Source organism: Streptomonospora nanhaiensis (assembly GCF_026642255.1).
Lineage (GTDB): Bacteria > Actinomycetota > Actinomycetes > Streptosporangiales > Streptosporangiaceae > Nocardiopsis > Nocardiopsis tropica.
In genome coordinates this window covers 6224127-6248711 of record NZ_CP113264.1, presented here as the reverse complement: position 1 = coordinate 6248711, position 24585 = coordinate 6224127, and the positions used below count along the sequence as shown (strand labels likewise).

Here is a 24585-nt window from a genome sequence, read left to right as displayed (position 1 = left end):
CTTGAGTGTGCGCACACCAGGGCGCTTACTGAGAGTTACTGATTTGATCACTCTCGGTGTTTGGTGAGGGAAGGTACAGATGTCGGACAGACGGTGCGAGCGCACCACCGCCCGGACCCTGGCGGCCCTGGGCGCCGCGGCGCTCCTCGTGCCCCTCGCGGCGCCGGCACCCGCCTTCGCGGAGGGCGGCTGGCTGCGACAGGACCTGGACTCCGCGGACCGGGTCGGCCTGGTGCTGGAGTCGGGCGCCCTGCGGACGGACGTCGGTGAGGCGGACGGCGGCGGGGCCTCGCTGCGCAGGGAGGGGCAGCGCGGCCGCACGGGCCTGGCGACCTTCCCGGAGCAGGCCCTGGACGGGCCCACCGACTCCGTCGACGTGCGGGTGCGGGCGGACGGCGACGTCGAGCACCTCCTGGCCGAGGTGCGGGGGGTCCGCCCGGACGGGATGTGGACCGAGTGGTACCCCGCACCGGGGAGCGGCGGCCGGGTGACCCTGCCCGAGGACGTCACCCAGGTGCAGCTGCGGGTGGAGGTCGAGGGCGGTGACACGGCCCTCACCGGTCTGCGGGTGCGCCCGCTCGCGAGCGGCGCGGGCCGACCGGGCGGTGGGGAGCGGGACGGCGGCGCCCACGGAGCCCGGCCTGCCGAACCGTTCTCGGCGCGGCTCTTCGCGACGCGCATCGGCCTGGTGGGCGGGACCACCGCCAACGGCCACACGGTCCGGAAGGACGACCACTTCGTGGCCCTGCCCTCCCGTCGAGGCCTGGCCACGCGGGGCGGCGGCGAGTACACGGTGCGGGTGTGCACCACGGGAGCGCTGGGTCCCGAGGGCAAGAACGAGACCCCCGAGCACGAGCCGCGCTGCGCCTACCTCCCCGTCTGGGACGTGGGCCCCTGGAACACCGGGGACGACCACTGGAACGAGGACCGCGAGTCCTGGAACGACCTGGAGCGGGGGCGGCCCCAGGCGGAGGCGGCGTACACGGACGGGTACAACGGGGGGCTGGACGGGTTCGGGCGCAAGGTCCGCAACCCCGCCGGGATCGACCTGGCCGACGGCGCCTTCCGGGAGGGGCTCCAGCTCCCCACCAACGCCTGGGTGGAGGTCGACTACCTGTGGACCGCCGACTACCGGCAGCGCGCGGAGATCACCACGGTGACCCAGAGCGACCCGGTGGTCGTGCGCGGCGGCCCCGGCCTGGAACACGACCCCGTGGGGCTCGCGGCGCACAAGGCCAACGTCGACGTCGCCTGCCAGACGGTCGGGGACGAGGCGACGGGCCCGTTCGGGACCAGCAGCGCCTGGTACCGGATCGGCCCCGGCAACTACGTCCCCGCGGCGTTCGCCGACGGCGGCGCCGACGCCCCCGACTGCGCCCGCCGGTAGCCCCCGGCACGGAGGCCCCGGCGCCCCGGGGCCTCCGCCGGGAGCCGCGGACCGCGCCGGGGCGGACCCGGGCCGTCCCCGGCTCAGACGCGGACGACGACCGTCCCGGCGGCCCTGTCGTGCAGGGCGCGGGACCGGGGGTCGAAGTGGATGGGCAGCGCCTCCGCCAGGGAGAACAGGTTCCCCACCAGCGGCAGGGTCTGGGGCAGGCCGAAGAACGCCGCACGGCCCAGGGCCTGGCCCTGGGTGAGCCTCCCCCCGTCCGCGGCGCTCACCACCCTGATGCCGACCGCCATCTTGCCGATCGTCCGCCCCCAGGCGACCAGGTACAGCCAGTCGTAGAAGAACAGGAGCAGGCCCCAGCCGAAGAAGAACAGCAGGGCCCACAGCTCCCCCTGGGCGTCGGTGGTGTCGGCGCCCAGGGTGAGCACCGCCGTCACCAGGGCCATGAAGAGGAAGAACGCCCAGGCGGCGACCACCACCAGCGCGTAGTCGATGGCGCGGGCGGCCAGGCGGCGCCCCAGGCCGACCGTCCCCGGTCCTCCCCGGTCGGCGCCCGGGGGCGCGGACGCCGGTCCCCAGCCGCTGGTCGGGACGTACGAACCGGGCCGGGGTTCCTGGGGGTTCCAGTGGGGGGTGGGCATCGCGGGGTCGGTTCCTCTGTTCGTCGGTCGGGGAAGGGCGCAGGAGGCCGCGGGCCGGACCCGCCGGGCCTCCCGGTACTCAGAGACTACGACGCGCCGGGAGCCCGGACGGATGCGTCGCGGCGCCCCAGAACCTCCGACCGCACCGGTCCGCGCGGCCGGCGCGGGACTCCCCGAACGCGGCGGGGGGCGGCCCTCGGCCGCCCCCCAACCTGTTCCGCCTGTGCCTCACATGCCGCTGTAGGGGACGGCGTCGATGATCTCGACCCCCAGGCTCTTGCCGTTCGGGAGCGTGTAGCTCACGCTCTCACCGATGCGCTTGCCGTTGATGGCGGACCCGAGAGGGGACTTCGGGGAGTACACGTCGATCGGAGATCCGCTCTCCTCGCGGGAGGCGAGCAGGAAGGTGACCTCCTCCTCGTCCCCGTCGAACTTGACGGTGACGGTCATGCCGGGGCCGACCACGCCCTCGGTGCGCGGGGCCTCGCCGACGCGTGCGGTGCGCAGGATCCCGGTGAGCTGGAGGATGCGGGCCTCCATCTTGCCCTGCTCCTCCTTGGCGGCGTGGTAGCCGCCGTTCTCCTTGAGGTCGCCCTCCTCGCGGGCGGCCTCGATCTTCTCCGCGATCTCGATCCGCCCACGGCCCGACAGGGTGTCCAGCTCAGACTTGAGCCGGTCATACGCCTCCTGGGTGAGCCAGGTGACGTTGTCATCGCGGGTCTGGGTCACTGGAACTCCTTGTGTACTAGTAGCAAGGGCCACCAGGCGGCCGAAGCTGAACTTACGAGAATATCACCGTGTGTGGTGGCACAAGGGATCTCGCAGGCGTGGCGGCGGCACCGGGGACCAGTGCGGGGAGGGATCGGTCGATCAGTCCTGCGAACCTTGTTCCCTGCACGAGGCCACTTGTACCGCGGAAGCCTGACGAACCGTCTCAACGGTCGCGGTGACCATCCGGTTCCCCGCCTCCGCCTCGGAGCGCTTCTGCCCCACCTCGACGTGCTGCTCGTCCAGTGCCACGATCAGGCACTCGGCCCCGTCCCGGCTGTTCACCTCGTAGTTGACCGTGACCTCGTCCGGGGACTCCAGGGAGTAGGAGACCACCTGGTGGTACACGCCGCCCCCGAGCCCCCTGTAGCTCATCACGGAGTAGCCCCAGCCGACCGCGCACAGGACCGCGAACACGGTCGCGATGACGAAGAAGACGGGGCCGTTGCCGTGGTGCCTGCGTAGCGCGGGCGCGACGGGTTCGGCCGTGTCGGCCGGGGTGTCGGCACTGTTCACGGCGTCTTCTTCCGGGGTGGGCTGCATCGGGAATCTCCGAACAAGGGGACGGTGTTGTCTAAGATATCCCCGACCTGCCAGCCCCCCTACGCGGCCCGTGCGTGAGTCGTCGAAGCCGTGCCCCGGGGAGGCCGGACAGCCACGCCCCGTGCCCGTGTTCACCGAGTCAAGGAGAACCCTTCGTTGTCCGAGCGCCTGCGGCTTATGGCCGTCCATGCCCACCCCGATGACGAGTCCAGCAAGGGCGCGGCCACGATGGCGCGCTACGTGGACGAGGGCGTCGACGTGCTCGTCGTCACCATGACCGGTGGCGAACGAGGCGACATCCTCAACCCCGCCATGGAGCGTCCCGAGATCCGCGAGAACATCGCGGCGGTCCGCCGCGAGGAGATGAACCGGGCCCGCGAGATCCTCGGCATCCAGCAGGAGTTCGCCGGGTTCGTCGACTCCGGCCTGCCCGAGGGCGACCCGCTGCCGCCGCTGCCGGAGGGGTGCTTCGCGACCCTGCCGGTGGAGGAGGCCTCCGCGCCCCTGGTGGAGTCCATCCGCCGGTTCCGCCCGCACGTGATCCTCACCTACGACGAGAACGGCGGCTACCCGCACCCCGACCACATCATGACCCACAAGGTGTCGATGCACGCCTTCGACGCCGCGGGCGACCCCGACGCCTACCCGGAGGCGGGGGACCCCTGGCAGCCGCTGAAGCTGTACTACTTCGTCTCGTTCCCGCCGGAGCGGTTCGAGGCACTGGCGACCGTCCTGGCCGAGCGCGGCATCGAGAACCCCTTCGAGGACTGGATGAAGCGGATCAACGAGCGCGAGTACCCCAGGTGGGAGATCACCACCCGGGTGCACTGCAGCGAGCAGTTCGACGTCGCGAACGAGGCGCTCAAGGCGCACGAGACCCAGGTGGACCCGAACGGCTTCTGGTTCGCCGTCCCCAACGAGGTCCTGGCCGAGGCCTGGCCGACCGAGGACTACCACCTGGTGCGCTCGCTGGTGGACACCGAGGTCCCTGAGAAGGACCTCTTCGCGGGTGTCCGAGAAGCAGTGAGAGTATGAGCGGCATGAATACCCTTCTCACCTCCGCGGCGGTGGCGGCCAACGACTTCTCGCTGGACAAGAACACCGTGACACCCGGGGTCATGGGCTTCCTCGTCATCTTCGCGATCGGCGTCGTGCTGTACTTCCTCATGAGGAGCCTGACGGGCAAGCTCCGCGCCCTGCCCAAGGAGGGCGACGGGTCGCCGGAGGCCGGCGGCACCGCCCGGGCCTCCGACGACGGGGCGGCCGGGGTGGCCGCCTCCGCCGCCCCCGACGGCGCCGGGGAGCCCAGGGCCTGACGCCCCGGGAGCCCGGCGGCCGGTCCCGCGGGGCCCCGGGGCGGCGGGAGCGCTCCCCGGGGACCGTTCCCCGCCATGACCCGGCGGGGCGGTTTCCGGGAGGGGGGGCTCCCGCTCCGGGGCGAACCGGGCGGACCCGGGCCGCGGGTGGCACAGTGGGGGCATGCCCAACCGCTTGAGCGAAGCGACCAGCCCGTACCTGTTGCAGCACGCCGAGAACCCCGTGGAGTGGTGGCCCTGGGGTGAGGAGGCCTTCGCGGAGGCGCGCCGGCGCGACGTTCCCGTCCTCGTCTCCGTCGGCTACGCGGCCTGCCACTGGTGCCACGTGATGGCCCACGAGTCCTTCGAGGACGAGGCGACCGCCGCGCGCATGAACGCCCACTTCGTCAACGTCAAGGTGGACCGCGAGGAGCGCCCGGACGTCGACGCCGTCTACATGGAGGCCACCCAGGCCATGACCGGCCAGGGCGGGTGGCCCATGACCGTGTTCGCCACACCCGAGGGCGCCCCGTTCTACTGCGGGACCTACTTCCCGCGCGACCACTTCCAGCGGCTGCTGGAGGGCGTGGCGACCGCCTGGCGCGACAAGCGCCCCGAACTCCTCGACCAGGGCAAGCGGGTCGTGGACGCGCTCGGCGCCCCGCGCACCCTGCCCTCCGCGCCGCCGCCCTCCGCCGACCAGCTGGACCTGGCCGTCCACGCCCTGGTGCGCGACTACGACAGCGCGGAGGGCGGCTTCGGCGACGCGCCCAAGTTCCCGCCGTCGATGCTGCTGTCCTTCCTCACGGCGCAGGACGAGCGCACCCGGCCCTTCCCCGCGGAGGGGGCCTCCGGCGGAGGCGCCGGGGCCCCGGGCGAGGCCACCCCCGCGCGGCTGATGGCCACCGGCACCGCCCTGGCCATGGCCCGGGGCGGCCTGTACGACCAGCTCGGAGGCGGGTTCGCCCGCTACTCCGTGGACCGCGCGTGGGTGGTGCCCCACTTCGAGAAGATGCTGTACGACAACGCGCTGCTGCTGCGCGCCTACCTCCGCATGGGTCGGCGCCCCGTCCGCCGGGGCGCCGGGACCTCGGAGCCCGCCACCCGCGCCCTGCTGCTGCGGGTGGCGGAGGAGACCGCCGACTGGATGCTGCGCGACCTGCGCACCCCCGAGGGCGGGTTCGCCTCGGCGCTGGACGCCGACAGCGAGGGCGAGGAGGGCACCTACTACGTGTGGTCCCCCGCCCAGCTGCGCGAGGTCCTGGACGCGGACGACGCCGCCTTCGCGGCCGGGGTGTTCGAGGTGACGGAGGAGGGCACCTTCGAGCGGGGCGCCTCCGTGCTCCGGCTGCCGGTCCCTCCCGCCGACACGTGGCGCTTCCAGCGGGTCCGCGAGGCCCTGCTGGCCGCCCGGGCGGAGCGGGTCGCTCCCGCCCGCGACGACAAGGTGGTGGCCGCCTGGAACGGGCTGGCGATCGCCGGACTGGCGGAGGCGGGGGCGCTGCTGGAGCGCCCCGACCTGGTGGAGGCCGCCCGCGACGCGGCGGAGCTGCTGCTCACCGTCCACCTGCGGGACGGCCGCCTGGTGCGCACGTCCCGGGACGGAAGGGCGGGCGGCAGCGCCGGGGTCCTGGAGGACTACGCCGACGTGGCGGAGGGTCTGCTGGCCCTGCACGGGGTGACCGGCGATCCGCGCTACGCGCACGGGGCCGGACAGCTCCTGGACGCCGTCCTGGAGCACTTCGGCGACGGCGCGGGCGGGTTCTTCGACACCGCGGACGACGCGGAGAAGCTCTTCAGCCGCCCGCAGGACCCCACCGACAACGCGACCCCCTCGGGGCGCTCCGCCGCCGCGTCCGCGCTCGTGACCCACGCCGCGCTGACCGGTTCGCAACGACACAGGACGGCGGCCGAGGGCGCCCTGGCGCCGGTGGCACTGCTGGCCGAGAAGGCGGCGCGGTTCGCCGGGTGGGGCCTGGCCGCGGGCGAGGCCGCCCTGTCGGGGCCGCGCGCCGTCGCGGTGGTCGGCGACCCCGGCGACCCCCGGACGGAGGAGCTGGTGCGCACCGCCCTGACCTGGGCGCCCCTCGGTACGGCGCTGTCCCGGGGCGACGGCCTCGACGACGGCGGCGTGCCGCTGCTGCGCGACCGGGTGCGGGTCGGAGGAGCTCCCACCGCCTACGTGTGCGAGGGGTTCGTCTGCAAGCTCCCGGTCACCTCGCCCGAGGAGCTCCGGGCCCAGCTGCTCTCCCGGACGCCCTGACCGCCGGGGGGCGCGGACACGCGCCCCCCGGTCAGACCAGCCGGGTACCGCCGATGATGTCGTTCACCACGTCCGGGCGGTAGGCGGGCTGCCGGATCTCCATGTACACGGTCGTGGGCACGCCCGGCTGGTGCACGGCGGCGCTGGTGAACGCGCCGCCGCCGTTGCACTCGGGCCAGTCCCACACGGTGCCCTCCCAGGTGGGGGTGTGCAGCTCGCGCTCCTCCGGGGAGCCCCCGCACGGGTCGGCCCCGGAGACGCCGCTGAGCCTGCGGGAGCCGGGCATCACCGTCGCGTACACCCCGTAGGAGGGCACCTCGGTGGAGTGCCAGTCGTCCGCGTCGGTCGCCACCAGCAGCCCCGGTCCCGCGCCGGCCCCGGCCGCGGCCGGACCGGCGGCGAGGTCGGTGTGGAACTCGCGCGCCCACACCGAGGGCACGTTCACGAGGATGTTCTGGCTGGCGTCCCTCACCGTGGTCAGCGCCATGCCCGGGGCGCCGGTGGACGCGGTCGCGCCCGCCGCCACCAGCAGCAGGGAGGCCGCCAGGGTGACCGTGCGCCGCCAGGGCATCTGGTAGCGCTGCCACCACGGGTCCGCCTTGGGCAGGTCGGGCTCCGTACGGATCGCCCTGACGCGGTCGGTGAAGGTCTTGGCGTCCGCCGGCCTGCTCTCCCGGTCCACCGAGAGCGCGGAGAGGATGAGCTCGTCGAGGGCGCGGGGCAGGCCTGGCCGGATCCGGCCAGGCGGGACCTTGACGGGCGGGCGGGACGGCGGGCGCCCGGTGATCAGCTCGTAGGCGACCGCGCCCAGCGAGTACACGTCGGACCGGACGTCCAGGTCGCCGCCGGGGATGCTCTGCTCGGGCGACATGTAGCCGGGGGTGCCCGCCGCCGCCGTGAACCCCGAGGCCTCGTCGATGGCCTTCGCGAACCCCAGGTCCGCGACCAGGACCCGCTGCCCCACGGGGGAGGACTGGAGCAGGACGTTGGAGGGCTTGATGTCGCGGTGGATCGTGCCGTGGTTGTGCAGCACGGTGATGCCCTGGCCGATCTCCGTCAGCAGCCGCAGGGCCTCGTCCAGGGGCAGCTGGCCCCGGCGGATGAGGTCGGTCACGCTTCCCTGGTCGGCGTAGGTCATCACCATGTAGGGGCGCCCGTCGGGCAGCACGTCGACGTCGTGCACCGCCACCAGCCACGTGGAGTCGGTCTGGCGCAGGATGCGCGCCTCCTCCAGGAACCGGTGCTGGATGTCCATCTGGTGCGCCCAGTTCTCGGCGAGTACCTTGATGGCCACCGGGTAGTTGAGCAGATCGTCCTGCGCCAGCCAGACCGTGGCGAAGGAGCCGGAACCCAGGCGCCGGATGACGCGGTACCGTCCGAAGGCCTCCGGTTGGCTCATTTCCGCCTCGGTGTCTAGGGGGGTGGATACGCGTTCGTTGCCCACTAATACACCATCTACGCCTTCATGTTGTCTCCCGCGGATATGATCCCCTCTCCGGGTAGCGCCGAGACCCCCGTGGCGTGGAAACTGGGGGGAGCCCCCGACGGGTTCTGTGCGCCATGCGAATGGTCGCGGCGAGATGCGAAGCTTCGCGAGGACGGAGCCGAAGGGGATCCGTGGACGTCCCGTTGACGTGTGACCCTCGTAACCGATGGGCGCACACGCGTCCGAACAGGACGGCCGGACGTCCGCCGTCAGTCAGGGAGAGACCAGCCATGCGCAGTAGTGACCACACGGAGAACGAGGAGACCCCGGCGCCCCGGCGGCGGGTGGCGAGCAACGTCGACGAGGAGCTGGAGGACCTCGCGCGACGGGCCAAGCACGGCGACGCCGCGGCCCTGGACGACCTCCTCCGGCGCATCCAGCCCGAGGTGCTCCGCCGGTGCGCGCGCTTCCTCCCCTACCGCCAGGACGCGGAGGAGGCCTGCCAGGACGCGCTGCTCCGCGTGGCCCGCAAGATCGACAGCTTCAAGGGCGACTCACTCTTCACCACCTGGCTGTACACGGTGGTCTCCAACTCCGCCCGCCAGACCTACCGGTCGATGAAGCGCAGGTCCGCCGAGTTCCCCACCGAGGCCGAGCGCATGCCCCACCAGCGCGACCCCCGGACCACCAGCGTCATCGCCGGCTCCCGCATCGACCTCCTCGAGGCACTGGACCAGCTGGAGAAGGACCGCCCCAACCTGGTCGCCCCCCTGGTCCTGCGCGACCTGTGCCAGATGGACTACAACGAGATCGCCTCCGAGCTCAACCTCGCCCTGGGCACCGTCAAGTCCCGGATCCACCAGGGCCGCAAGCACGTGCGCAAGTCCCTGGCTGTGACGTAGCGCCCCGGGGCGAACTACTCTGGAGGAATCCCCGTCGGCACATCCTTCACAGGAGTGTGCTGTCTTTGATCCAGCTCTGAGAGGTTTCGCCAATGGGGCTCCGAGACCCCCTGTACTGGCTCTACGAGCGGCGGCTCGAACGCCAGCTGACCAGCCAGGAGATTCCCCGCCACGTCGGTGTCGCCATGGACGGCAACCGCCGATGGGCGAAGAGCAGCGGCCTCCGTGCGGCCGAGGAGGGCCACCAGGCCGGCGCGAACAAGATCTTCGAGGTGCTGCGCTGGTGCGACGAGGTCGGTGTGCAGGTGGTCACCCTGTGGATGCTGTCCACCGACAACCTCACCCGCGACGAGTCCGAACTGGGCCCGCTGGTGCGCATCATCGAGCAGACCATCGCCCGGCTCCGCGAGGAGGGGTGGAACACGCGCCCCGTCGGCGCGCTCGACGTGCTGCCCGACTCCACCGCCCGCGCCCTGAAGGAGGCGGAAGAGGCGACATCCGGCAACCCCGGCCTGGTTGTCAACGTCGCCGTCGGGTATGGAGGTAGACGTGAGATCGCTGATGCGGTTCGGTCCCTCCTCCACGAGGAGGCGGCCAAGGGCACCGGTATCCAGGAGCTTGCCGAGCGCCTGGACATCGAGGACATCGCACGGCATCTCTACACGCGCGGCCAGCCCGATCCCGACCTGCTCATCCGCACCTCGGGGGAGCAGCGCCTCTCGGGCTTCATGCTGTGGCAGAGCGTGCACTCGGAGTTCTACTTCTGCGAGGTCTACTGGCCCGCGTTCCGCAGGGTGGACTTCCTCCGTGCACTGCGCTCCTACGGCGCGCGCAACCGGCGCTTCGGCTCCTGACCCCCGGTCCCCCCGGTCGGCCTGCCCATTAACGCGGTGTTCACCGCGCGGCGGGGCGGGACCCTTGGAAACGGGGTCGCGGGCGCGTAGCGTCGGAACAAGCGGGTGGTGTGCATCCACCCGTTCGGGAGGCCCCGGCTCATTGATCTCCTCCGCCCTCGCGGAACGTCGACGAGGAGGGCCGGACCCGGCCCTCTGGGGCCAGGTCCCGGTCCTCCATGATCCCGTGACAGTAGGGCGCCCCCGCGGTGCCCAAGGGGAGAACGAGTGGCTAGTTCCTCGACCGATCGCCGTGACACCCAGTCCCCCGCCGACCCCCACACGGAGGTAGGCCGGGGAAGGCGCGTCCATGTGCTCGACACCAGTGTCCTGCTCGCCGACCCGATGGCCATGGCCAGGTTCGCCGAGCACGAGGTGGTCATCCCCGTGGTGGTGATCACCGAGCTGGAGAGCAAGCGACACCACCCGGAACTCGGGTACTTCGCTCGCAACGCGCTGCGCCGCCTCGACGACCTGCGGGTCGCCAACGGCCGACTGGACGTCCCGGTACCGGTGAACGACCAGGGCGGAACGCTCCGTGTGGAGCTCAACCACAGTGATCCGAAGATCCTGCCGGCGGGCTTCCGGCTCGGCGACAGCGACACCCGGATCCTGACGGTGGCCCGCAACCTCCAGGAGGAGGGCGGGAACGTCGTGCTGGTGAGCAAGGATCTGCCGATGCGGATCAAGGCCGCCTCGATCGGCCTCCCGGCCGACGAGTACCGCGCCGAGCTCGCCATCGAGCACGGCTGGACGGGCATGGCCGAACTGGACGTGCCCGCCCACCAGATCGGTGAGCTGTTCGAGAGCGGTACCAGTGAGATCGAGGAGGCCAGGGAGCTCCCCTGTCACACAGGGCTGGTGCTCGTGTCCGAGCGGGGCAAGGCGCTCGGCCGGGTGCGGCCCGACAAGTCGGTCAAGGTGGTGCGCGGGGACCGGGACGTGTTCGGTCTGCACGGGCGCAGCGCCGAGCAGCGGATCGCCCTCGACCTGCTCACCGACCCCGAGGTCGGCATCGTGTCGCTGGGCGGGCGCGCGGGCACCGGCAAGTCGGCGCTGGCGCTGTGCGCCGGGCTGGAGTCCGTCCTGGAGCGCCGCCAGCACCGCAAGGTGATGGTGTTCCGGCCCCTGTACGCGGTCGGGGGCCAGGAACTCGGCTACCTGCCCGGCACCGAGAACGACAAGATGACACCGTGGGGCCAGGCGGTGCACGACACCCTGTCCGCCGTGACCAGCGAGGACGTCATCGAGGAGGTCGTGGACCGGGGGATGCTGGAGGTCCTCCCGCTCACGCACATCCGGGGCCGCTCGCTGCACGACGCGTTCGTGATCGTGGACGAGGCCCAGTCACTGGAGCGCGGCGTGCTCCTCACCGTCCTGTCCCGGCTCGGGGAGAACTCGCGGGTGGTGCTCACCCACGACATCGCCCAGCGCGACAACCTGAGGGTGGGGCGCCACGACGGCGTGGTCGCGGTGATCGAGAAGCTCAAGGGCCACCCGCTGTTCGCGCACATCACCCTGACCCGGTCGGAGCGGTCACCGATCGCCGCCCTGGTCACCGAGCTGCTGGAGAACTGACGCGAGGGCGGTCCGGGCCCGGCCGGGGAGGCCGGGCCCGGACCGCCGTCCGCGCGTGCCGGTTCCGGCCCCTCAGCGCATGCCCGACACCAGCCGGCCCAGGCTCCGCAGCCTCGCCAGGCTCGCCTCGTAGCGGGCGCCGACGGCGAGGAGGAGCAGGCCCACGACCGCGAACGGCACCCAGTTCGGCGCGAGCCGGGCCAGGTCCCACAGGGGCGGCCCGAACGCCCGCGCCGACGTGGCCACCAGCACCAGCCCTCCCAGGGCCAGGGGCGCCCGGAGCCGGCCCGCCAGCCCCCACACGGTGACGGCCACCCCGAGCACCAGCACGGCCGGCACCCGCCACGCCATGCCGTCCCCGGTGAGCACCAGGACCACCGTCGGCAGGAACAACAGCGCCAGACCGCCGCCGTAGGCGGCCCAGCTCGACGGCGGGGCGGGCGCCCTGCGGCTCCACTCCCAGCCGATGACCAGGGCGGCGAACGCCGGCGGCGCCGTGTACGCCTCGGGCACCGTCACGTCCCACGCCGCGAGCGCGGTCCACAGGGCGGCGAACATCAGCAGGCCGCCGACCACCGCGAACCCCGACCGGCCGGGCCGCACGGCGGTGGCCGACGCGATCACGCCGACCAGGGCCAGCGCGAGCGCCACCAGTTCCGGCCGCGCCCCCGCGCCGAGGGAGACGGCCAGCGCCAGCACCGCCCACAGGCACGCGGGGACCTCCGCGGCGGGCACCAGCGCCCCGCGCAGCCTCGGCACGACCGCGGCCACGGCGGCGACCAGGGCGATGGGCGCCAGCGCCGCGTACTCCGCCGGCGCGTCCAGGGCCAGGGGCAGGGCGAGGGCGAACGCGCCGGTGAGGGCCGTGGCGGCCGCGGTGCCGCCCAGGGCCGGGACGGGCGTCCGCGCCAGTGCGGCGGCCACCGACGCGACCACCGCGGCGGCCATCAGCGCGGCCGCGACCGTGTGCTCCTCGGCGAGCGCCCAGCCCAGCCCCAGCGCCAGGGTGAGGAGGCCGGTCAGCCCCGGCAGCGGGCTCGTGCGCCCGTCCCGCAGCAGCGCGGACCACACCACGAGAGCGGATCCCACAGCCAGCACCCACAGCAGGGCGAGGAGGAACGGCGCGCCGGCGACCACGGGCAGCGGGGCCAGCGCGGGCGGCGCGACCAGGGCGACGGCGTGCGGCGTCCACCTGCGGGCCAGCACGGCGACCGCGCCGACGGAGAGCAGCCCGGACACCAGGACCCCGGCGACCGCCGCCGCGGCGACCGGTCCCGGCAGCGGGGCGAGGCCGAGGACGGCGTACGCGGGGTCCGTCAGGGCCGGGAGCGGGGCCGTCCCCGGGGGGTACGCCCGGGAGGCCGCGGCGAGCGCGGGCAGCGACCGGGGACCGGCCACGAGCGGGACGGCCCCCAGCAGCAGGAGCCCGAGCAGGGTGAGGGGCGCCGCCCGGAGCGCGGGCCGCGGCACGGGGCCGAGGGCCGGCCGGGGCGCCCCGGGGCGGTGCGGCCGGGCCGAGGCCACCGAGGCGGCGCCGACGCACAGCAGGGCCGCGGCCGACAACCACCACGCCACGGGTTCGGGCGGCCCCGGCCGCGTGAAGGAGGCCGCCAGGGAGGCCCCGCCGGCGAGGAGGGCGAGGGCCCCCGGGACGAGGGGCGCGGTGCGGGCCGCGGCTCCGGGGGAGTCCACGCGGCGCAGGAGCAGCGCCGACACCAGGGAGGCCGCCGCGACCAGCACGATCGCCGACAGCGTCGTGCGGTACTCGGGGAGCGACCAGAGCAGGCCCAGCACGAGGGTCGCCGAACCGGTCGCCGTCGGCACCCAGCCGAGTCCGGAGCGGCCGGAGAGCGTGACGCCCAGCAGCAACGCGGCTCCCACGAACACCGTCCACACCACCGCCGCCGCGTACGGCAGGCCCAGGAGCACCGGCAGCGGCACCAGGGAGGTGGGCGCGGCGAGCGAGGCCGCGGTCACCGTCCACCTCCGGTCGACCACGAGGACCAGGGCCACCACCAGCGCGCCGGCGACGAGCACGCCGAGCGCGGCGCCCAGCGCGGCGGCCGTCCCGGAGGGGGCCGAGAGCCCCAGCACCCGGTGGGCGGGGTCGAGCATCGCCGACGCCGGGGCGGTCCAGGGGGCGTACGGGCCGGGGAGCGCCGCCAGCCCGGGGTCACGGCCCCCTCCGGCGAGCAGCGGGGCGGAGGGCAGGAGCAGGAGGCCGAACAGGGTGAAGGCCGTCCGGGGGTCGGCGGTGTCCGGGGCGGGGGTCCGGGCCGCCGCACGACCGCCTCCGGGCGCCGTTCCGGCCGCGGGGGAGGCGAACGGCCGGCGGACCCTGCCGAACAGCAGGGCGGTCGCGCCCGCCAGCAGGGTGGAGGCGGCGAGGAGCCACCAGGCGGGACGCGCCGCGTCCCCGCCGAGGGTCAGCGCCGCCAGGAAGACCGTCCCGGCCGCCAGGGCCAGCGCCCACAGCAGCAGGCACGCCCCGTACAGGGAGGCGGGGGCGTCGCCCGCGCGGTCGGCGCGGCGGAACAGCAGGAGGCCGACCAGCGGGACCGCGCCCGCCAGGAGGAGCGCGGCCAGGGACGTGTACTGGTCCGGCAGGGACCACAGGACCCCCGTGGCGACGGTGAGGCTCCCCGAGGCCGCGGACACCCGGCCCGCGCCCCGCCGGGGGAGGAGGGCGGTGCCGAGGACCAGCGCGGCGCCCACGAGCAGGGCCCACACGACCGCGACCGCCAGGGGCAGGGGCAGCAGCAGGGGGACGGCCAGCAGGGTCGGCGGGGCCAGCAGGGCCGAGGTGTGCGCCAGGAGGTCGCGGCGCAGCAGGGCCGCGGCCGCCAGGGCGAGGACGGCGGCGGCCGCGACGGCCGCCAGCCAGGCGGCTCCGGACAGCGGGGGCGCGCCGGGACCGGTGAGCCCCAGGACCCCGGCGGCCGCGGCGGTCGCGGTGCCGGGGGCCTCGGACCAGAACGTGCCCGGGACGCGCGGGAGGACGGGGAGGTGGGCGGGCCCGGCCGCCAGGGGCGCCGCCCCCAGGGCGAGGAGCGCGACGACGGCGTGCACCGCCGACGGCCCGGCGCCGGCCGGGGGGAGGGAGGGCAGCGGGCGCCGGGTGAACAGCAGCCCCGTCACGCCGGACACCAGCAGGGCCGCCGCCAGGGCCCACCAGGAGCCGGCGTCGCCGGCCGCGGGGACCGCGAGCACGAGAACCGCGGAGAGGGCGAGGGAGAACCCCCACAGGACCGTCGCGGTCACGTGGAGGGTGCGGACGGGGACGCCCCCGCGCGGGCCGCCGAGCAGGCGGACCAGCAGCAGGTCGGCGAGGGCGGTGGCGGCGAGCGCGGGCAGGGTCCAGGGCAGGAGCCCGTCCCCGGGCGCCGCCGCCACCAGCAGCACCGGGACCGGCTGGGCCACGAGCGCGGCGACGACGCGCGGGGACCGCAGCGGCACGAGGAGCGGGTAGAGCGCCGTCAGCGCGCCGACGGCCGCCAGCGCGGCGGCCGAGTAGCCGGGCCCGTTGGAGATCCGGTCGGAGAGGAGCAGGCCCAGGGCGAGGGCGTCGACGCACAGCAGGGCGGCGGCGACGGCTCCGAAGGTCTCGGCGGTCGCCCTGAGGCCGCGCCGGTGCAGCGGGAGGGCCAGGAGGGCGAAGGCCAGGGTCGTGGCGCCGAGGACGCCCGCGCGGGCGCCGGTGCCCAGGTCGCTCCAGGACCAGACGGCGAACACCAGGGCGGCGATGCCGACGAGGAGGCCGCCCAGCCCGAGGACGACGTTCTGGGCGGAGCGCCGGGTGACCTCGCCGACGGGCTCGGAGCCGTGTCCGGCGGACGCGGGGGCCGGGCCCCCCGGGGCGGCGGAGCCGAGCGGCGGCCGCGGGCCGTCCTCGGCCCGGACGGCTCCGGGGCGGCCGTCGGCGGGCGCGCGCCCGGGAAGGGGCGTGCCCGGCCGCCCCGGGAGCGACTCGCCGCGCAGCAGGCGCATCGTGACGGCGCGCTCGCCGAGCAGGCGGTGCCTGCGGCCGTCGATCTCCGCGATCTCGGAGTCGATCAGCCAGAGGCGCCGGGCGGTGTCGCCGACGAGTGCCAGCCCGCACCGCGGGCACGCGCGCACGCCGACCGGGAGCGGGGCGCGGCAGTCCGGGCAGTGGAGCCGTGGACCCGCGGGGGACGGTGGGGATCCTGGGGCGTTCATACCGCCATCCTGTCCCCGGCCCCGCCCGCGCGCATCGGTACACGTACTCAGACCGGGCGGTGACGAGAGCCGCGTCCCCCGGTGCGGAGACGTGGAGCACACGTGGAACCGCTTGACCGGAACTTGACTCTTCGTGGCGATGTGCAGGTGAGAGGGCCGCAATGCAGGCACATTCCGTGATGTGACCCAAGGCATAGTAAAACTGGCGTTACTTGGCCGTGACGATGATGCAGGCTGAGTCCGCTGCACAGAACACTCCCTCCCACGTGGAAGTCCCCCGCCGCGGTCGGTCGAACGGAAGAAGACCCGTCCCCTCCGCGCACAGTCCGGACCACGTGGTCAGCGGCGGCGAAGCACCGCACACGAACAGCCCCACGAAGGCACGTGTGCGTCTACGCGAAAGGGCCACTCCTTGCTGATCGACCGAACCTCACTGCGCCGTGCGAGCGCCGTCGGAGCCGCGGCCGTGGTCGCGGGAAGCGCCTTCACGGTGGCGGCGTTCGCGCAGACCGGGGCGGTGGAGCCCGAACGGCTCACGTCCGCCGCGGTGGTCCCCGACCAGGAGTCCGGGGACGGCGCCGACGACTTCTTCGCCGAGCCCTCCGCGGTCGGCGGGGAGGAGCGCGAGGAGAGCCGCCGGCAGGCCGCGGCGGCCGCGGAGGAGGGCCTCCGGTCCGCCAGCGGGACGGGGAGCGACATCCCCGAGCCCGAACCGGAGCCCGAACCCGGCGCCACCGCCTCCGGCGGCGGCGCGGACCCCGCGGACCCCTCCGGCGGCGGCGCGGCCGCCGTCCCGGCGGGCTCGGCCAAGGAGATCGCCCTGGAGATGGTCCTCGCGGAGGGGTGGGGCGAGGACCAGTTCTCCGGCTGCCTCGAACCCCTGTGGGAGAAGGAGAGCAACTGGGACCACACCGCGGAGAACCCGGGTTCGGGCGCCTACGGCATTCCGCAGTCCCTGCCCGGCAGCAAGATGGCCTCCCACGGCGACGACTGGCGGACCAACCCCGCCACCCAGATCGCGTGGGGCATCGACTACATCAAGGACCGGTACGGGAACCCCTGCGGCGCCTGGTCCCACTCCCAGGCGAACAACTGGTATTAATGGGGCTTTCCCTGCCAATAACCCCCTCTTGGGAAAGGCAATCGTGCTACTCAACCGAATGTCGCTGCGCAGTACAGCGGTGATCGGTGCGGCGACCCTCGTCGCGGGTGCGACGTTCGCCGTCTCCGCGTTCGCGGACGACGGGGTCGACCCGGAAATGGCGGCCAGCGCCGCCGTTCCGGACAGCGAGGAATCCGCAGCCGACACCGAAACCGGGGAGGACGAGTTCTTCGCCTCCGCCGAGCTGACGCAGGAAGAACTCCAGGAGCTGCGACAGCAGGCCCGGGGAGAGAGCGAGGCCGCCCTCGGCGCCGGGGTCAGAACGGCCCAGGGCGACGGGAGCGACATCGAGGAGGAAGAGGAAGAGGAGGAAGAGGAGGAGGTTCCCGAGTTCACCGGGGACCCCAAGTCGATCGCCCTCGACATGGTCCTCGCGGAGGGCTGGGGCGAGGACCAGTTCTCCGGCTGCCTCGAACCCCTGTGGGAGAAGGAGAGCAACTGGAACCACACCGCCTCGAACCCGAGTTCGGGCGCGTACGGCATCCCCCAGTCGCTGCCCGGCAGCAAGATGGCCTCCCACGGCGACGACTGGCAGACGAACCCCGCCACCCAGATCGCGTGGGGCATCGACTACATCAAGGGGCGCTACGGCACCCCGTGTGAGGCGTGGGCCCACTCCCAGTCCATCGGCTGGTACTGATCCCGAGCACACACGGCCCCCGCGGGACACCGCGGGGGCCGTCGTGTGCCCGGGGCCCGGTCAGAGGTGCGGGGTGAAGGTCTCCACGACCTCCTCGTGGAGGTCGTCGTAGAAGTCCCCGTCCTCGCGCGGGACGTTGACGCTCACCATGTAGAAGACCCTGCTGCCCTCGTGGTCCACGCTGATCGCGTAGGACCAGAAGCGGCGCTCCGGTGTCGCCCACGACTCGTTGGTGAAGTCGGACTCCACCATCGCGACGTCCCAGCCCTCCCCGTAGTCGTCCTCGTCGAACTCCTCCAGCTCCAGCTCGGAGTAGTCCGTCGTGATGTCCTGGTCCGCGTCGGTGCCGCCGTTGGTCTGCCGGAGGTACTCGGCGCTCGTCCCCGTGAACTCCTCCTCCGTCCACCCGGTCACCCACACCTGGTGGTCCCTGCCGGGGGCGACGAACACCGCGAGGCTGTTGTCGATCTCGCTGTCGTCGACCTCCCAGCCCGCCGGGTGGGCCACGTCGAACCACTGCGAGCTGAACGTGTCCAGCTCGTCGTAGGAGGGCGGCTCCCCGCCGTCGTCCCCCTCGGCCGCGGCGGCCTGCTCGCCGCTGCCGCCGCCGGGCTCCGCGGACGGGGACGGCTCCTCCGGAGGCGCGCCGCCCTGCGTCGGCGCCTCCTGGGGGGCGGCCTCCCCCGCGGCGCCGCCCGACCTCAGGACCACGGCCACCGCGACCACGGAGACGAGGAGGAGGGCCAGCAGGCCGGCGCCGACGCCGAACAGCACCCTGGCCGTCGAGGCGGCCCCGGAACCGGACCGCCCGGAGCCGCCGTGGCCCCCCGAGTGGAGGGGGGCCGTGGCCCCTCCGCGGCCGCCCGTGCCACCCCCGCCGGAGTGCCCGTACGGGGCGGCCGGGCGTCGGCCGGGCGGGAAGGGGGTCTGCGGCGTCACCGGACCCGCGGGACGGGGCCGGCCCTGGGGGAGGGGCGTCCCCGGGCCGTGGCCGGCCGTCCCGGGGCCCGTGGAGCGGCCGCCGGCCCGCGGCCCGGCAGCGGGGTACCCGCCGCTCCGGAAACCGTGGGCGTACGGGGAGCCGCCGGCGCCCGGGGCGGTGCCGGGGCCTGTGCCCGCCGCGCCCGCCGCGACCCCCGCGGCTCCGGCGGCTCCGGCGGCGCCCGCCGGGCCGACGCCCCCGCCGGAGGTCCCGCGTCCGCGCAGGAGCGCCAGCGCGCCCTCCACCGTCAGCCGCCGGTCCGGGTCGCGCTCCAGGAGGCCGGTGATGACCGGCTCCAGCCGTCCGGCACGCGTCATCGGCGGAAGGGGCGCCGAGATGACGGCGGCGATGGCCGCGGTGAGGCTGTCCCGGCGGAACGGCGACGTGCCCTCCACCGCCGCGAACAGGGTCACGCCGATGCTCCACAGGTCGCCCCGGTGCTCCGCGGGCCCGCCCTCCAGGCGCTCCGGCGGCATGTACTCCGGGGAGCCGATCAGCGCACCCGTCCGGGTGATGCTGGGACCGCCCTCCATGGTGGCGATGCCGAAGTCGGTGAGGATCACCCGGCCGTCCAGGGACATCATGATGTTGCCCGGCTTGATGTCCCGGTGCAGGACTCCGGCCGCGTTCGCCGCCTGCACCGCCTTGAGCAGGGACTCCGCGATCTCCGCGACGGTGTCGGGCGGGAGGGCGCCCTGTTCGTTGAGCCGGTCCTGGAGGGACCCGCCCTCCACGAGCTCCATGACCACCCACGGGTCGCCGTCGTACTCGAAGACGTCGTGGACGGTGATCACCGTGGGATGGCTGATGCGCGCCGCCGAACGCGCCTCGCGGCGGACCCGCCCGTGCGCGTCGGCGCGCTCGGATTCGGTGAAGTGGTCGGGGAGGAGCACCTGCTTGATCGCGACGACGCGGTCCAGGGACGGGTCGAAGGCTTCCCAGACCACGCCCATACCGCCGCGTCCGAGTTCACGGCGCAGGATGTAGCGGTCCGCGACGATCTGTTCGCTGTCGCTGTCGCTGTTGCTCGACATGTACTGCCCTCTCGAAGGCGGGCCTTTCGGGTGCTCTGACAAGGATGTCGGACGCCTCCCGCGTGTGGAAGGTTCCCGGGGGGCAGGTGAGTGGAACCGGAGCGCCGCACGGCCGTCGCCCCCGCGGACCGGCCGCCGCCCGGCGGCGGGGCGCCCCGCCCGCGCGGAGCGCCCCGTGGACACCGCGGACCGCCGCCCGCGGGGACGGCCCCCGCCTACCGGGAGTTGGTCATCTTCAGCACGTCGAGGGCGTCGTCCAGCTGCTCCTCGGTGAGCTTGCCCGCCTCGACGTAGCCGCGCTCCAGGACCACCTCGCGGATGGTCTTCTTCTCCTTGAGCGACTGCTTGGCGACCTTGGCGGCCTCCTCGTAGCCGATGTAGCGGTTGAGCGGGGTGACGATCGACGGCGAGGACTCGGCGTAGACGCGGCACTGCTCGGCGTTGGCCTCGATGCCCGCGACGCAGCGGTCGGCGAACACCCGCGAGACGTTGGACAGCAGCCGGATCGACTCCAGCAGGTTGCGGGCGATCATCGGCAGCTGCACGTTCAGCTCGAAGTTGCCGCTCGCACCGCCGAAGGCCACCGCCGCGTCGTTGCCCACGACCTGCGAGGACACCTGGAGGACGGCCTCGCACAGGACCGGGTTGACCTTGCCGGGCATGATCGAGGAACCGGGCTGGAGGTCGGGCAGGAAGATCTCGCCCAGGCCCGTGGTCGGGCCGGAACCCATCCAGCGGATGTCGTTGGCGATCTTCGCGAAGCCGACCGCGACGGTCCGCAGCTGGCCGGACAGCTCGACCAGGCCGTCGCGTGCGCCCTGCGCCTCGAAGTGGTCGCGGGCCTCGGTGAGGGGCAGGCCGGTGTGGGACGCGATCTCGGCGATGACACGGGCCGAGAAGCCCTCGGGGGTGTTGATGCCGGTGCCGACGGCGGTGCCGCCGAGCGGGAGCTCGGCCACGCGCGGGAGGGAGGCCTCCAGGCGCTCCACACCGTAGCGCACCTGGGCGGCGTACCCGGCGAACTCCTGGCCGAGGGTCACCGGGGTGGCGTCCATCAGGTGGGTGCGGCCGCTCTTGACGACGGACGCGAACTCCTCCGCCTTGCGGGACAGCTCGCCCTCCAGGTGCCGCAGCGCCGGTACCAGGTCGTTCTGCACGGCGGCCGTGGCGGCGATGTGGATGGAGGAGGGGAACACGTCGTTGGACGACTGGGAGGCGTTGACGTGGTCGTTGGGGTGGACGTCGAGGCCGGTGCGCTCCTTGGCGACGGTCGCCACGACCTCGTTGGTGTTCATGTTGCTGGAGGTGCCGGAACCGGTCTGGAAGACGTCGATCGGGAACTCGTCGTTCCACTTGCCGTCCGCCACCTCCAGGGCGGCCTCGCGGATCGCCTTGCCGAGGTCCTCGCCGATGACGCCGAGCTCGGCGTTCACCTTGGCCGCGGCGGCCTTGATCTGGCCGAGGGCGGCGATGTGGGCGCCTTCGAGGCCCTGGCCCGAGATCGGGAAGTTCTCGACGGCGCGCTGCGTCTGAGCCCGCCACTTGGCCTCGGCCGGGACCTTGACCTCACCCATCGAGTCGTGCTCGATACGGAACTCACTCATTGCAACCCATCTCTCCTGGGAAAACCTGTGACACAAAGCCTGCCAGACGCATCCGGGCACACCGTCACCTCACCCGGGCTTGGCGGTGTTGCACGCGTCATGTTGACATCGCCGCAGGTGGAAACGGACGTGTTCAGGAGCCGATGCCGCGGCGGGGCGCCCGGCGGAGCCGGCCGAGGAAGCGGCGGCGCCTCGGCGCGCGCACGCGGACCACCCCGAAGAGCGAGAAACCGTCGATCTCCAGCACCGGGGGGTCGGACATGCCGGAGCGGCGGGCGGTGGTGGTGCGCCGCCCCAGGAACGACCAGCCGGTCAGGCGCACCTCGACGCCCTCGGGGACGTCGATCTCCACACGGCCCAGGACGGCGGTCACGGTCATCCGGTGGTGGTTGTGCATGAGGAGGGCCTCGCGCATGTCCACCTCCACCCGTCCGACGACGGCGACCGCGTACTCGCCCGGGTAGGCGACCCAGCGCCCCCGGCGCGCGGTGTTGCCGAACAGCCCGACCAGGGGCTGCGGGTCCAGGCGGATGGGCTGGCGCTCGACGGGGAGGAGGTCGGCGGTGATCCCGGGGAGCTCGCCCAGGGTGAGGGCCCCGTGCACGAGTGAGGAGCGCTCCTCGAACTCCTCCAGGTCGATGCGGCCGTCGGCGGCGGCGTCGCGCAGGGCCTTCAGTACGCGCTCGCGGTCCGTGTCGGAGGCGCGGAGCCGCTCGGGGGACACTTCCTCACTCACACCGCCACCCTAGTGCGTGCCCGGCGGACCGGGACGCGGTCGCGGCCCCGCGGGGCGGCGGCTCCCGCAGTTGTGCGCGCCGGGTTCCCTTGGGGGTCTCGCGCGGTTCACCGGACGCGCATAGCTTCCTACCGACAGCACACGGTGAGGGCGTGGAGGGCGGGAACGGGATGCGCGGAACCGGTACTTGGAGGAGAGGGGCCCGGGCGGCGGGCGCGCTCGGGGCGGCGCTCGCGGTGGCGGCGGTGCTGGCGCCCGCCACGGCGGCGGCCGACTCCCGGGAGCGGGAGCCCGGGGGAGGGCCGCCCCTGTCCGTGGACGGCGGCGCGTGGCCGTCCGGGCACGTCCAGGGCGCCGCGCTCGACGAGGAGAAGGGGCACATGTACTTCTCCTTCACCGACACCGTCGTCAAGACCGACCTGGACGGCCGGGTGATCGGCACGGTCACCGGCCTCACGGGCCACCTCGGCGACCTCGACTTCAACGACCGGGACGGGCGCGTCTACGGATCGCTGGAGTACAAGGCGGCCGAGGCGTTCTACATCGCGATCTTCGACGGCGACCGCATCACGCGGCCGGGCATGGACGCGGAGGACGACCGCGTCCTGACCACCGTCCACCTGGACGAGGTCGTCGAGGACTACACCGCGGACATGGACGGCGACGGCGTGTTCGACGGCAACGTCGCCGACACGGCCGACCACCGCTACGGGTCCAGCGGCATCGACGGGGTGGCCTTCGGCCCCGAGTTCGGCCGCGGCGGCGGCCGCGAGGTGCTGACGGTCGCCTACGGCGTCTACTCCCACCCCGGGCGCGCCGACAACGACCACCAGGTCCTGCTCCAGTACGACACCTCCTCGTGGAGGCGGTACGAGCGCCCGCTCGACCAGGACGCCCCCCACACCAGCGGCCCGCCCCGGGTCGGGGGCAAGTACTTCGTGTACACCGGAAACACCACCTACGGCGTGCAGAACCTGGAGTACGACGCGCGCACCGGCGACTGGTTCATGGCGGTCTACGAGGGCGTCAAGCCGCACTTCCCCAACTACTCCCTCTTCGTGGTCGACGGCTCCCGGCCCCCGGTGCGGGGCACGGTCCGCGGCCAGGAGGACGACGAGCAGGGCCTGCTGCTCCCGCTGCGCCGGGACGGCATGCTCCACGGGGAGTCGGGGGTCCGGGGCTGGGACACCGGAGGCCAGTACGGCCTGGTCTCCCTGGACGACGGTCGCTTCTACGTCGTCGAACGCGGCCGGCGCACCGGGGACGGGGTCACGCTGGAGACCGGGGTCGCCCACCTGAACCGGTGGACGGCGGGGACCCCCGACCCCTTCACGCCCCTGGACGGCTGAGAGGCGCACGCGGGCCGGCCGGCCCGGGAGCCGCGGGCGGGCCGGCCTGTTCCCGGCCGGACCCGCCCACGGCGCCTCCGGAACCCCGTCGGCGCCGCCCCTACAGGCGGAGCAGCACCCGCCTCGCCACCGCGTCGGAGGCGGCCGCGAGCGGGCGGACCGCCAACCGGACCAGGGCGCGGGGGTTGTCGTCCCCGGCCACGCGGTTGGAGCCGAGTTCGCCGCAGCGAACGCAGCGGTGGATGAGCATCCACTCCCCGTCGGGACGCGAGGAGAGGCTCAGCGCGACCATCCTGCCCCGGCAGTCCGCGGCGCGGTCACCGGGAATCCGGCGGTCCACGTGCAGGCTGGCCAGGCAGTTCGGGCAGTGGTTCCGGTGGCTGGTCCCCGGTGCGGCGAGGGGGACCTCCAGACGGCACCCCGCGCACCGGAACGACCCGGACTCGCCGGCGGCGTGCCGGACGGTCTTCGCCCGCTGGGGCCGCCGGTCACGCACGTTGCGCCGTCCCACGCTCACACCTCCCCGAACAGGTCGAGCGGGAACGGCGGGTCGGCGAGGGGCCGCACCGCGATCCTCATGAGGACGAGGTGGTTGTCGTCCCGGGAGACGGAGCTCCCGGCCAGCTCGTCGCACAGCGTGCAGCGGTGGACGAGCATCCAGGCCCCGTCGCGCACGACCGCGACGGAGACGGGGACCATGCGCCCGCCGCAGTCGGAGCGGCCGCCCCGGACCTGGTCGACGACGTGGCGCGAGGTCAGGCAGCTCGGGCAGTGGTCGCGCCGTTCTCCCCCGGGCGCGAGGGCGGACACGGACAGGCCGCAGCGCAGGCACGTGAAGGTGCTGGTGCGCAGGGTGGGACTGGGTTCGTACGGTGAATCGGTGGTGGACACCCGGAACTCCTTGCTGGAAGTGGTACGAGGCAGCAGGAGCAGGCCGAGCGCTTCTCGACGGAAGGGGCGCCGCGTCAGACGGTGCGGGGGCCCGCAGGGATGTGAGGCGCGCTCGGCGCGTTCCGGTTCATCAACACCTGTCCTTGACCCGTGGGGCGTCGGCCCCCGGGAATCGTCTCCGGTTCCGGGCTCCCCGGCCCGGAAGTGACGATGGTAGGCAGGGGCTCCGAGCGGGCGCAACGGGTTTTCCGCGGCCCCCGGGGCGGGCGCGGCGCGGGGGGTCGCCGGGGC

The 24585-nt window shown here is 73.9% G+C and carries 20 protein-coding genes; 10 read left to right on the top strand and 10 right to left on the bottom strand.

The genetic code is table 11. The features are described 5' to 3' along the window. Positions 1–79 precede the first annotated feature (79 nt). Positions 80–1387, top strand: a complete 1308-nt coding sequence (locus OUQ99_RS26855) for a hypothetical protein (protein ID WP_267946560.1) — start codon at positions 80–82, stop codon at positions 1385–1387. 83 nt (positions 1388–1470) lie between these two features. On the opposite strand, the gene OUQ99_RS26850 is transcribed toward OUQ99_RS26855, so the two are convergent. The 3 genes from OUQ99_RS26850 to OUQ99_RS26840 form a co-directional block, all read right to left on the bottom strand. Continuing rightward, positions 1471–2031: an RDD family protein gene (locus OUQ99_RS26850; RefSeq protein WP_267946559.1), complete on the bottom strand. Its 561-nt coding sequence runs from the start codon at positions 2029–2031 to the stop codon at positions 1471–1473. 228 nt (positions 2032–2259) lie between these two features. After that, positions 2260–2760, bottom strand: coding sequence for a transcription elongation factor GreA (greA, locus tag OUQ99_RS26845; protein ID WP_267946558.1), 501 nt, complete (start codon positions 2758–2760; stop codon positions 2260–2262). A gap of 141 nt (positions 2761–2901) precedes the next feature. Beyond that, the gene (locus tag OUQ99_RS26840; protein WP_267946557.1) at positions 2902–3342 is read right to left on the bottom strand and encodes a DUF4307 domain-containing protein; all 441 of its coding nucleotides are present in this window, start codon (positions 3340–3342) and stop codon (positions 2902–2904) included. A 156-nt stretch (positions 3343–3498) separates the two neighbouring features. On the opposite strand from OUQ99_RS26840, the gene mca reads away from it, so the two are divergent. The 3 genes from mca (at position 3499) to OUQ99_RS26825 (ending at position 6900) form a co-directional block, all read left to right on the top strand. After that, positions 3499–4377, top strand: coding sequence for a mycothiol conjugate amidase Mca (mca, locus tag OUQ99_RS26835; RefSeq protein WP_267946556.1), 879 nt, complete (start codon positions 3499–3501; stop codon positions 4375–4377). Between the two features lie 5 nt (positions 4378–4382). Further along, positions 4383–4658, top strand: coding sequence for a hypothetical protein (locus OUQ99_RS26830; protein WP_267946555.1), 276 nt, complete (start codon positions 4383–4385; stop codon positions 4656–4658). 163 nt (positions 4659–4821) lie between these two features. After that, entirely contained in the window at positions 4822–6900 is a 2079-nt protein-coding gene (locus OUQ99_RS26825) for a thioredoxin domain-containing protein (protein ID WP_267946554.1), read from the top strand. Positions 6901–6931: 31 nt separating this feature from the next. Here the strand turns inward: OUQ99_RS26825 and OUQ99_RS26820 are convergent, their stop codons facing one another. Next, a complete protein-coding gene (locus tag OUQ99_RS26820) occupies positions 6932–8299 on the bottom strand; it encodes a serine/threonine-protein kinase (protein ID WP_267946553.1) in 1368 nt (455 codons plus the stop codon). Positions 8300–8616: 317 nt separating this feature from the next. Here OUQ99_RS26820 and OUQ99_RS26815 point away from each other — a divergent pair, with 317 nt between their 5' ends. From OUQ99_RS26815 to OUQ99_RS26805, 3 genes are all read left to right on the top strand, one after another. Then, positions 8617–9228, top strand: a complete 612-nt coding sequence (locus OUQ99_RS26815; RefSeq protein ID WP_267946552.1) for an RNA polymerase sigma factor — start codon at positions 8617–8619, stop codon at positions 9226–9228. Between the two features lie 92 nt (positions 9229–9320). Beyond that, positions 9321–10082, top strand: a complete 762-nt coding sequence (locus OUQ99_RS26810) for an isoprenyl transferase (RefSeq protein ID WP_267946551.1) — start codon at positions 9321–9323, stop codon at positions 10080–10082. A gap of 351 nt (positions 10083–10433) precedes the next feature. Next, positions 10434–11699: a PhoH family protein gene (locus OUQ99_RS26805; protein WP_267946550.1), complete on the top strand. Its 1266-nt coding sequence runs from the start codon at positions 10434–10436 to the stop codon at positions 11697–11699. A gap of 72 nt (positions 11700–11771) precedes the next feature. On the opposite strand, the gene OUQ99_RS26800 is transcribed toward OUQ99_RS26805, so the two are convergent. Then, a complete protein-coding gene (locus OUQ99_RS26800; RefSeq protein ID WP_267946549.1) occupies positions 11772–15896 on the bottom strand; it encodes an SCO7613 C-terminal domain-containing membrane protein in 4125 nt (1374 codons plus the stop codon). A gap of 412 nt (positions 15897–16308) precedes the next feature. Between OUQ99_RS26800 and OUQ99_RS26795 the strand changes: the two genes are divergently transcribed. Both OUQ99_RS26795 and OUQ99_RS26790 read left to right on the top strand, forming a co-directional pair. Further along, a complete protein-coding gene (locus tag OUQ99_RS26795; protein ID WP_267946548.1) occupies positions 16309–16998 on the top strand; it encodes a lytic transglycosylase domain-containing protein in 690 nt (229 codons plus the stop codon). 43 nt (positions 16999–17041) lie between these two features. Continuing rightward, the gene (locus OUQ99_RS26790) at positions 17042–17698 is read left to right on the top strand and encodes a lytic transglycosylase domain-containing protein (RefSeq protein ID WP_412759571.1); all 657 of its coding nucleotides are present in this window, start codon (positions 17042–17044) and stop codon (positions 17696–17698) included. 60 nt (positions 17699–17758) lie between these two features. Here the strand turns inward: OUQ99_RS26790 and OUQ99_RS26785 are convergent, their stop codons facing one another. From OUQ99_RS26785 to OUQ99_RS26775, 3 genes are all read right to left on the bottom strand, one after another. After that, on the bottom strand, positions 17759–19714 hold the full coding sequence (locus tag OUQ99_RS26785; RefSeq protein WP_267946547.1) for a serine/threonine-protein kinase: 1956 nt from the start codon (positions 19712–19714) through the stop codon (positions 17759–17761). Positions 19715–19929: 215 nt separating this feature from the next. Further along, positions 19930–21318, bottom strand: coding sequence for a class II fumarate hydratase (locus OUQ99_RS26780; protein WP_267946546.1), 1389 nt, complete (start codon positions 21316–21318; stop codon positions 19930–19932). A gap of 133 nt (positions 21319–21451) precedes the next feature. Beyond that, the gene (locus tag OUQ99_RS26775) at positions 21452–22042 is read right to left on the bottom strand and encodes a DUF1707 SHOCT-like domain-containing protein (protein ID WP_267950515.1); all 591 of its coding nucleotides are present in this window, start codon (positions 22040–22042) and stop codon (positions 21452–21454) included. A gap of 164 nt (positions 22043–22206) precedes the next feature. Between OUQ99_RS26775 and OUQ99_RS26770 the strand changes: the two genes are divergently transcribed. Continuing rightward, a complete protein-coding gene (locus OUQ99_RS26770) occupies positions 22207–23403 on the top strand; it encodes a hypothetical protein (protein WP_267946545.1) in 1197 nt (398 codons plus the stop codon). Positions 23404–23503: 100 nt separating this feature from the next. Here the strand turns inward: OUQ99_RS26770 and OUQ99_RS26765 are convergent, their stop codons facing one another. Then, on the bottom strand, positions 23504–23920 hold the full coding sequence (locus OUQ99_RS26765; RefSeq protein ID WP_267946544.1) for an RNHCP domain-containing protein: 417 nt from the start codon (positions 23918–23920) through the stop codon (positions 23504–23506). After that, on the bottom strand, positions 23917–24294 hold the full coding sequence (locus OUQ99_RS26760) for an RNHCP domain-containing protein (protein ID WP_267946543.1): 378 nt from the start codon (positions 24292–24294) through the stop codon (positions 23917–23919). The genes OUQ99_RS26765 and OUQ99_RS26760 overlap by 4 nt, the downstream gene beginning before the upstream one ends. Between the last annotated feature and the right edge of the window lie 291 nt (positions 24295–24585).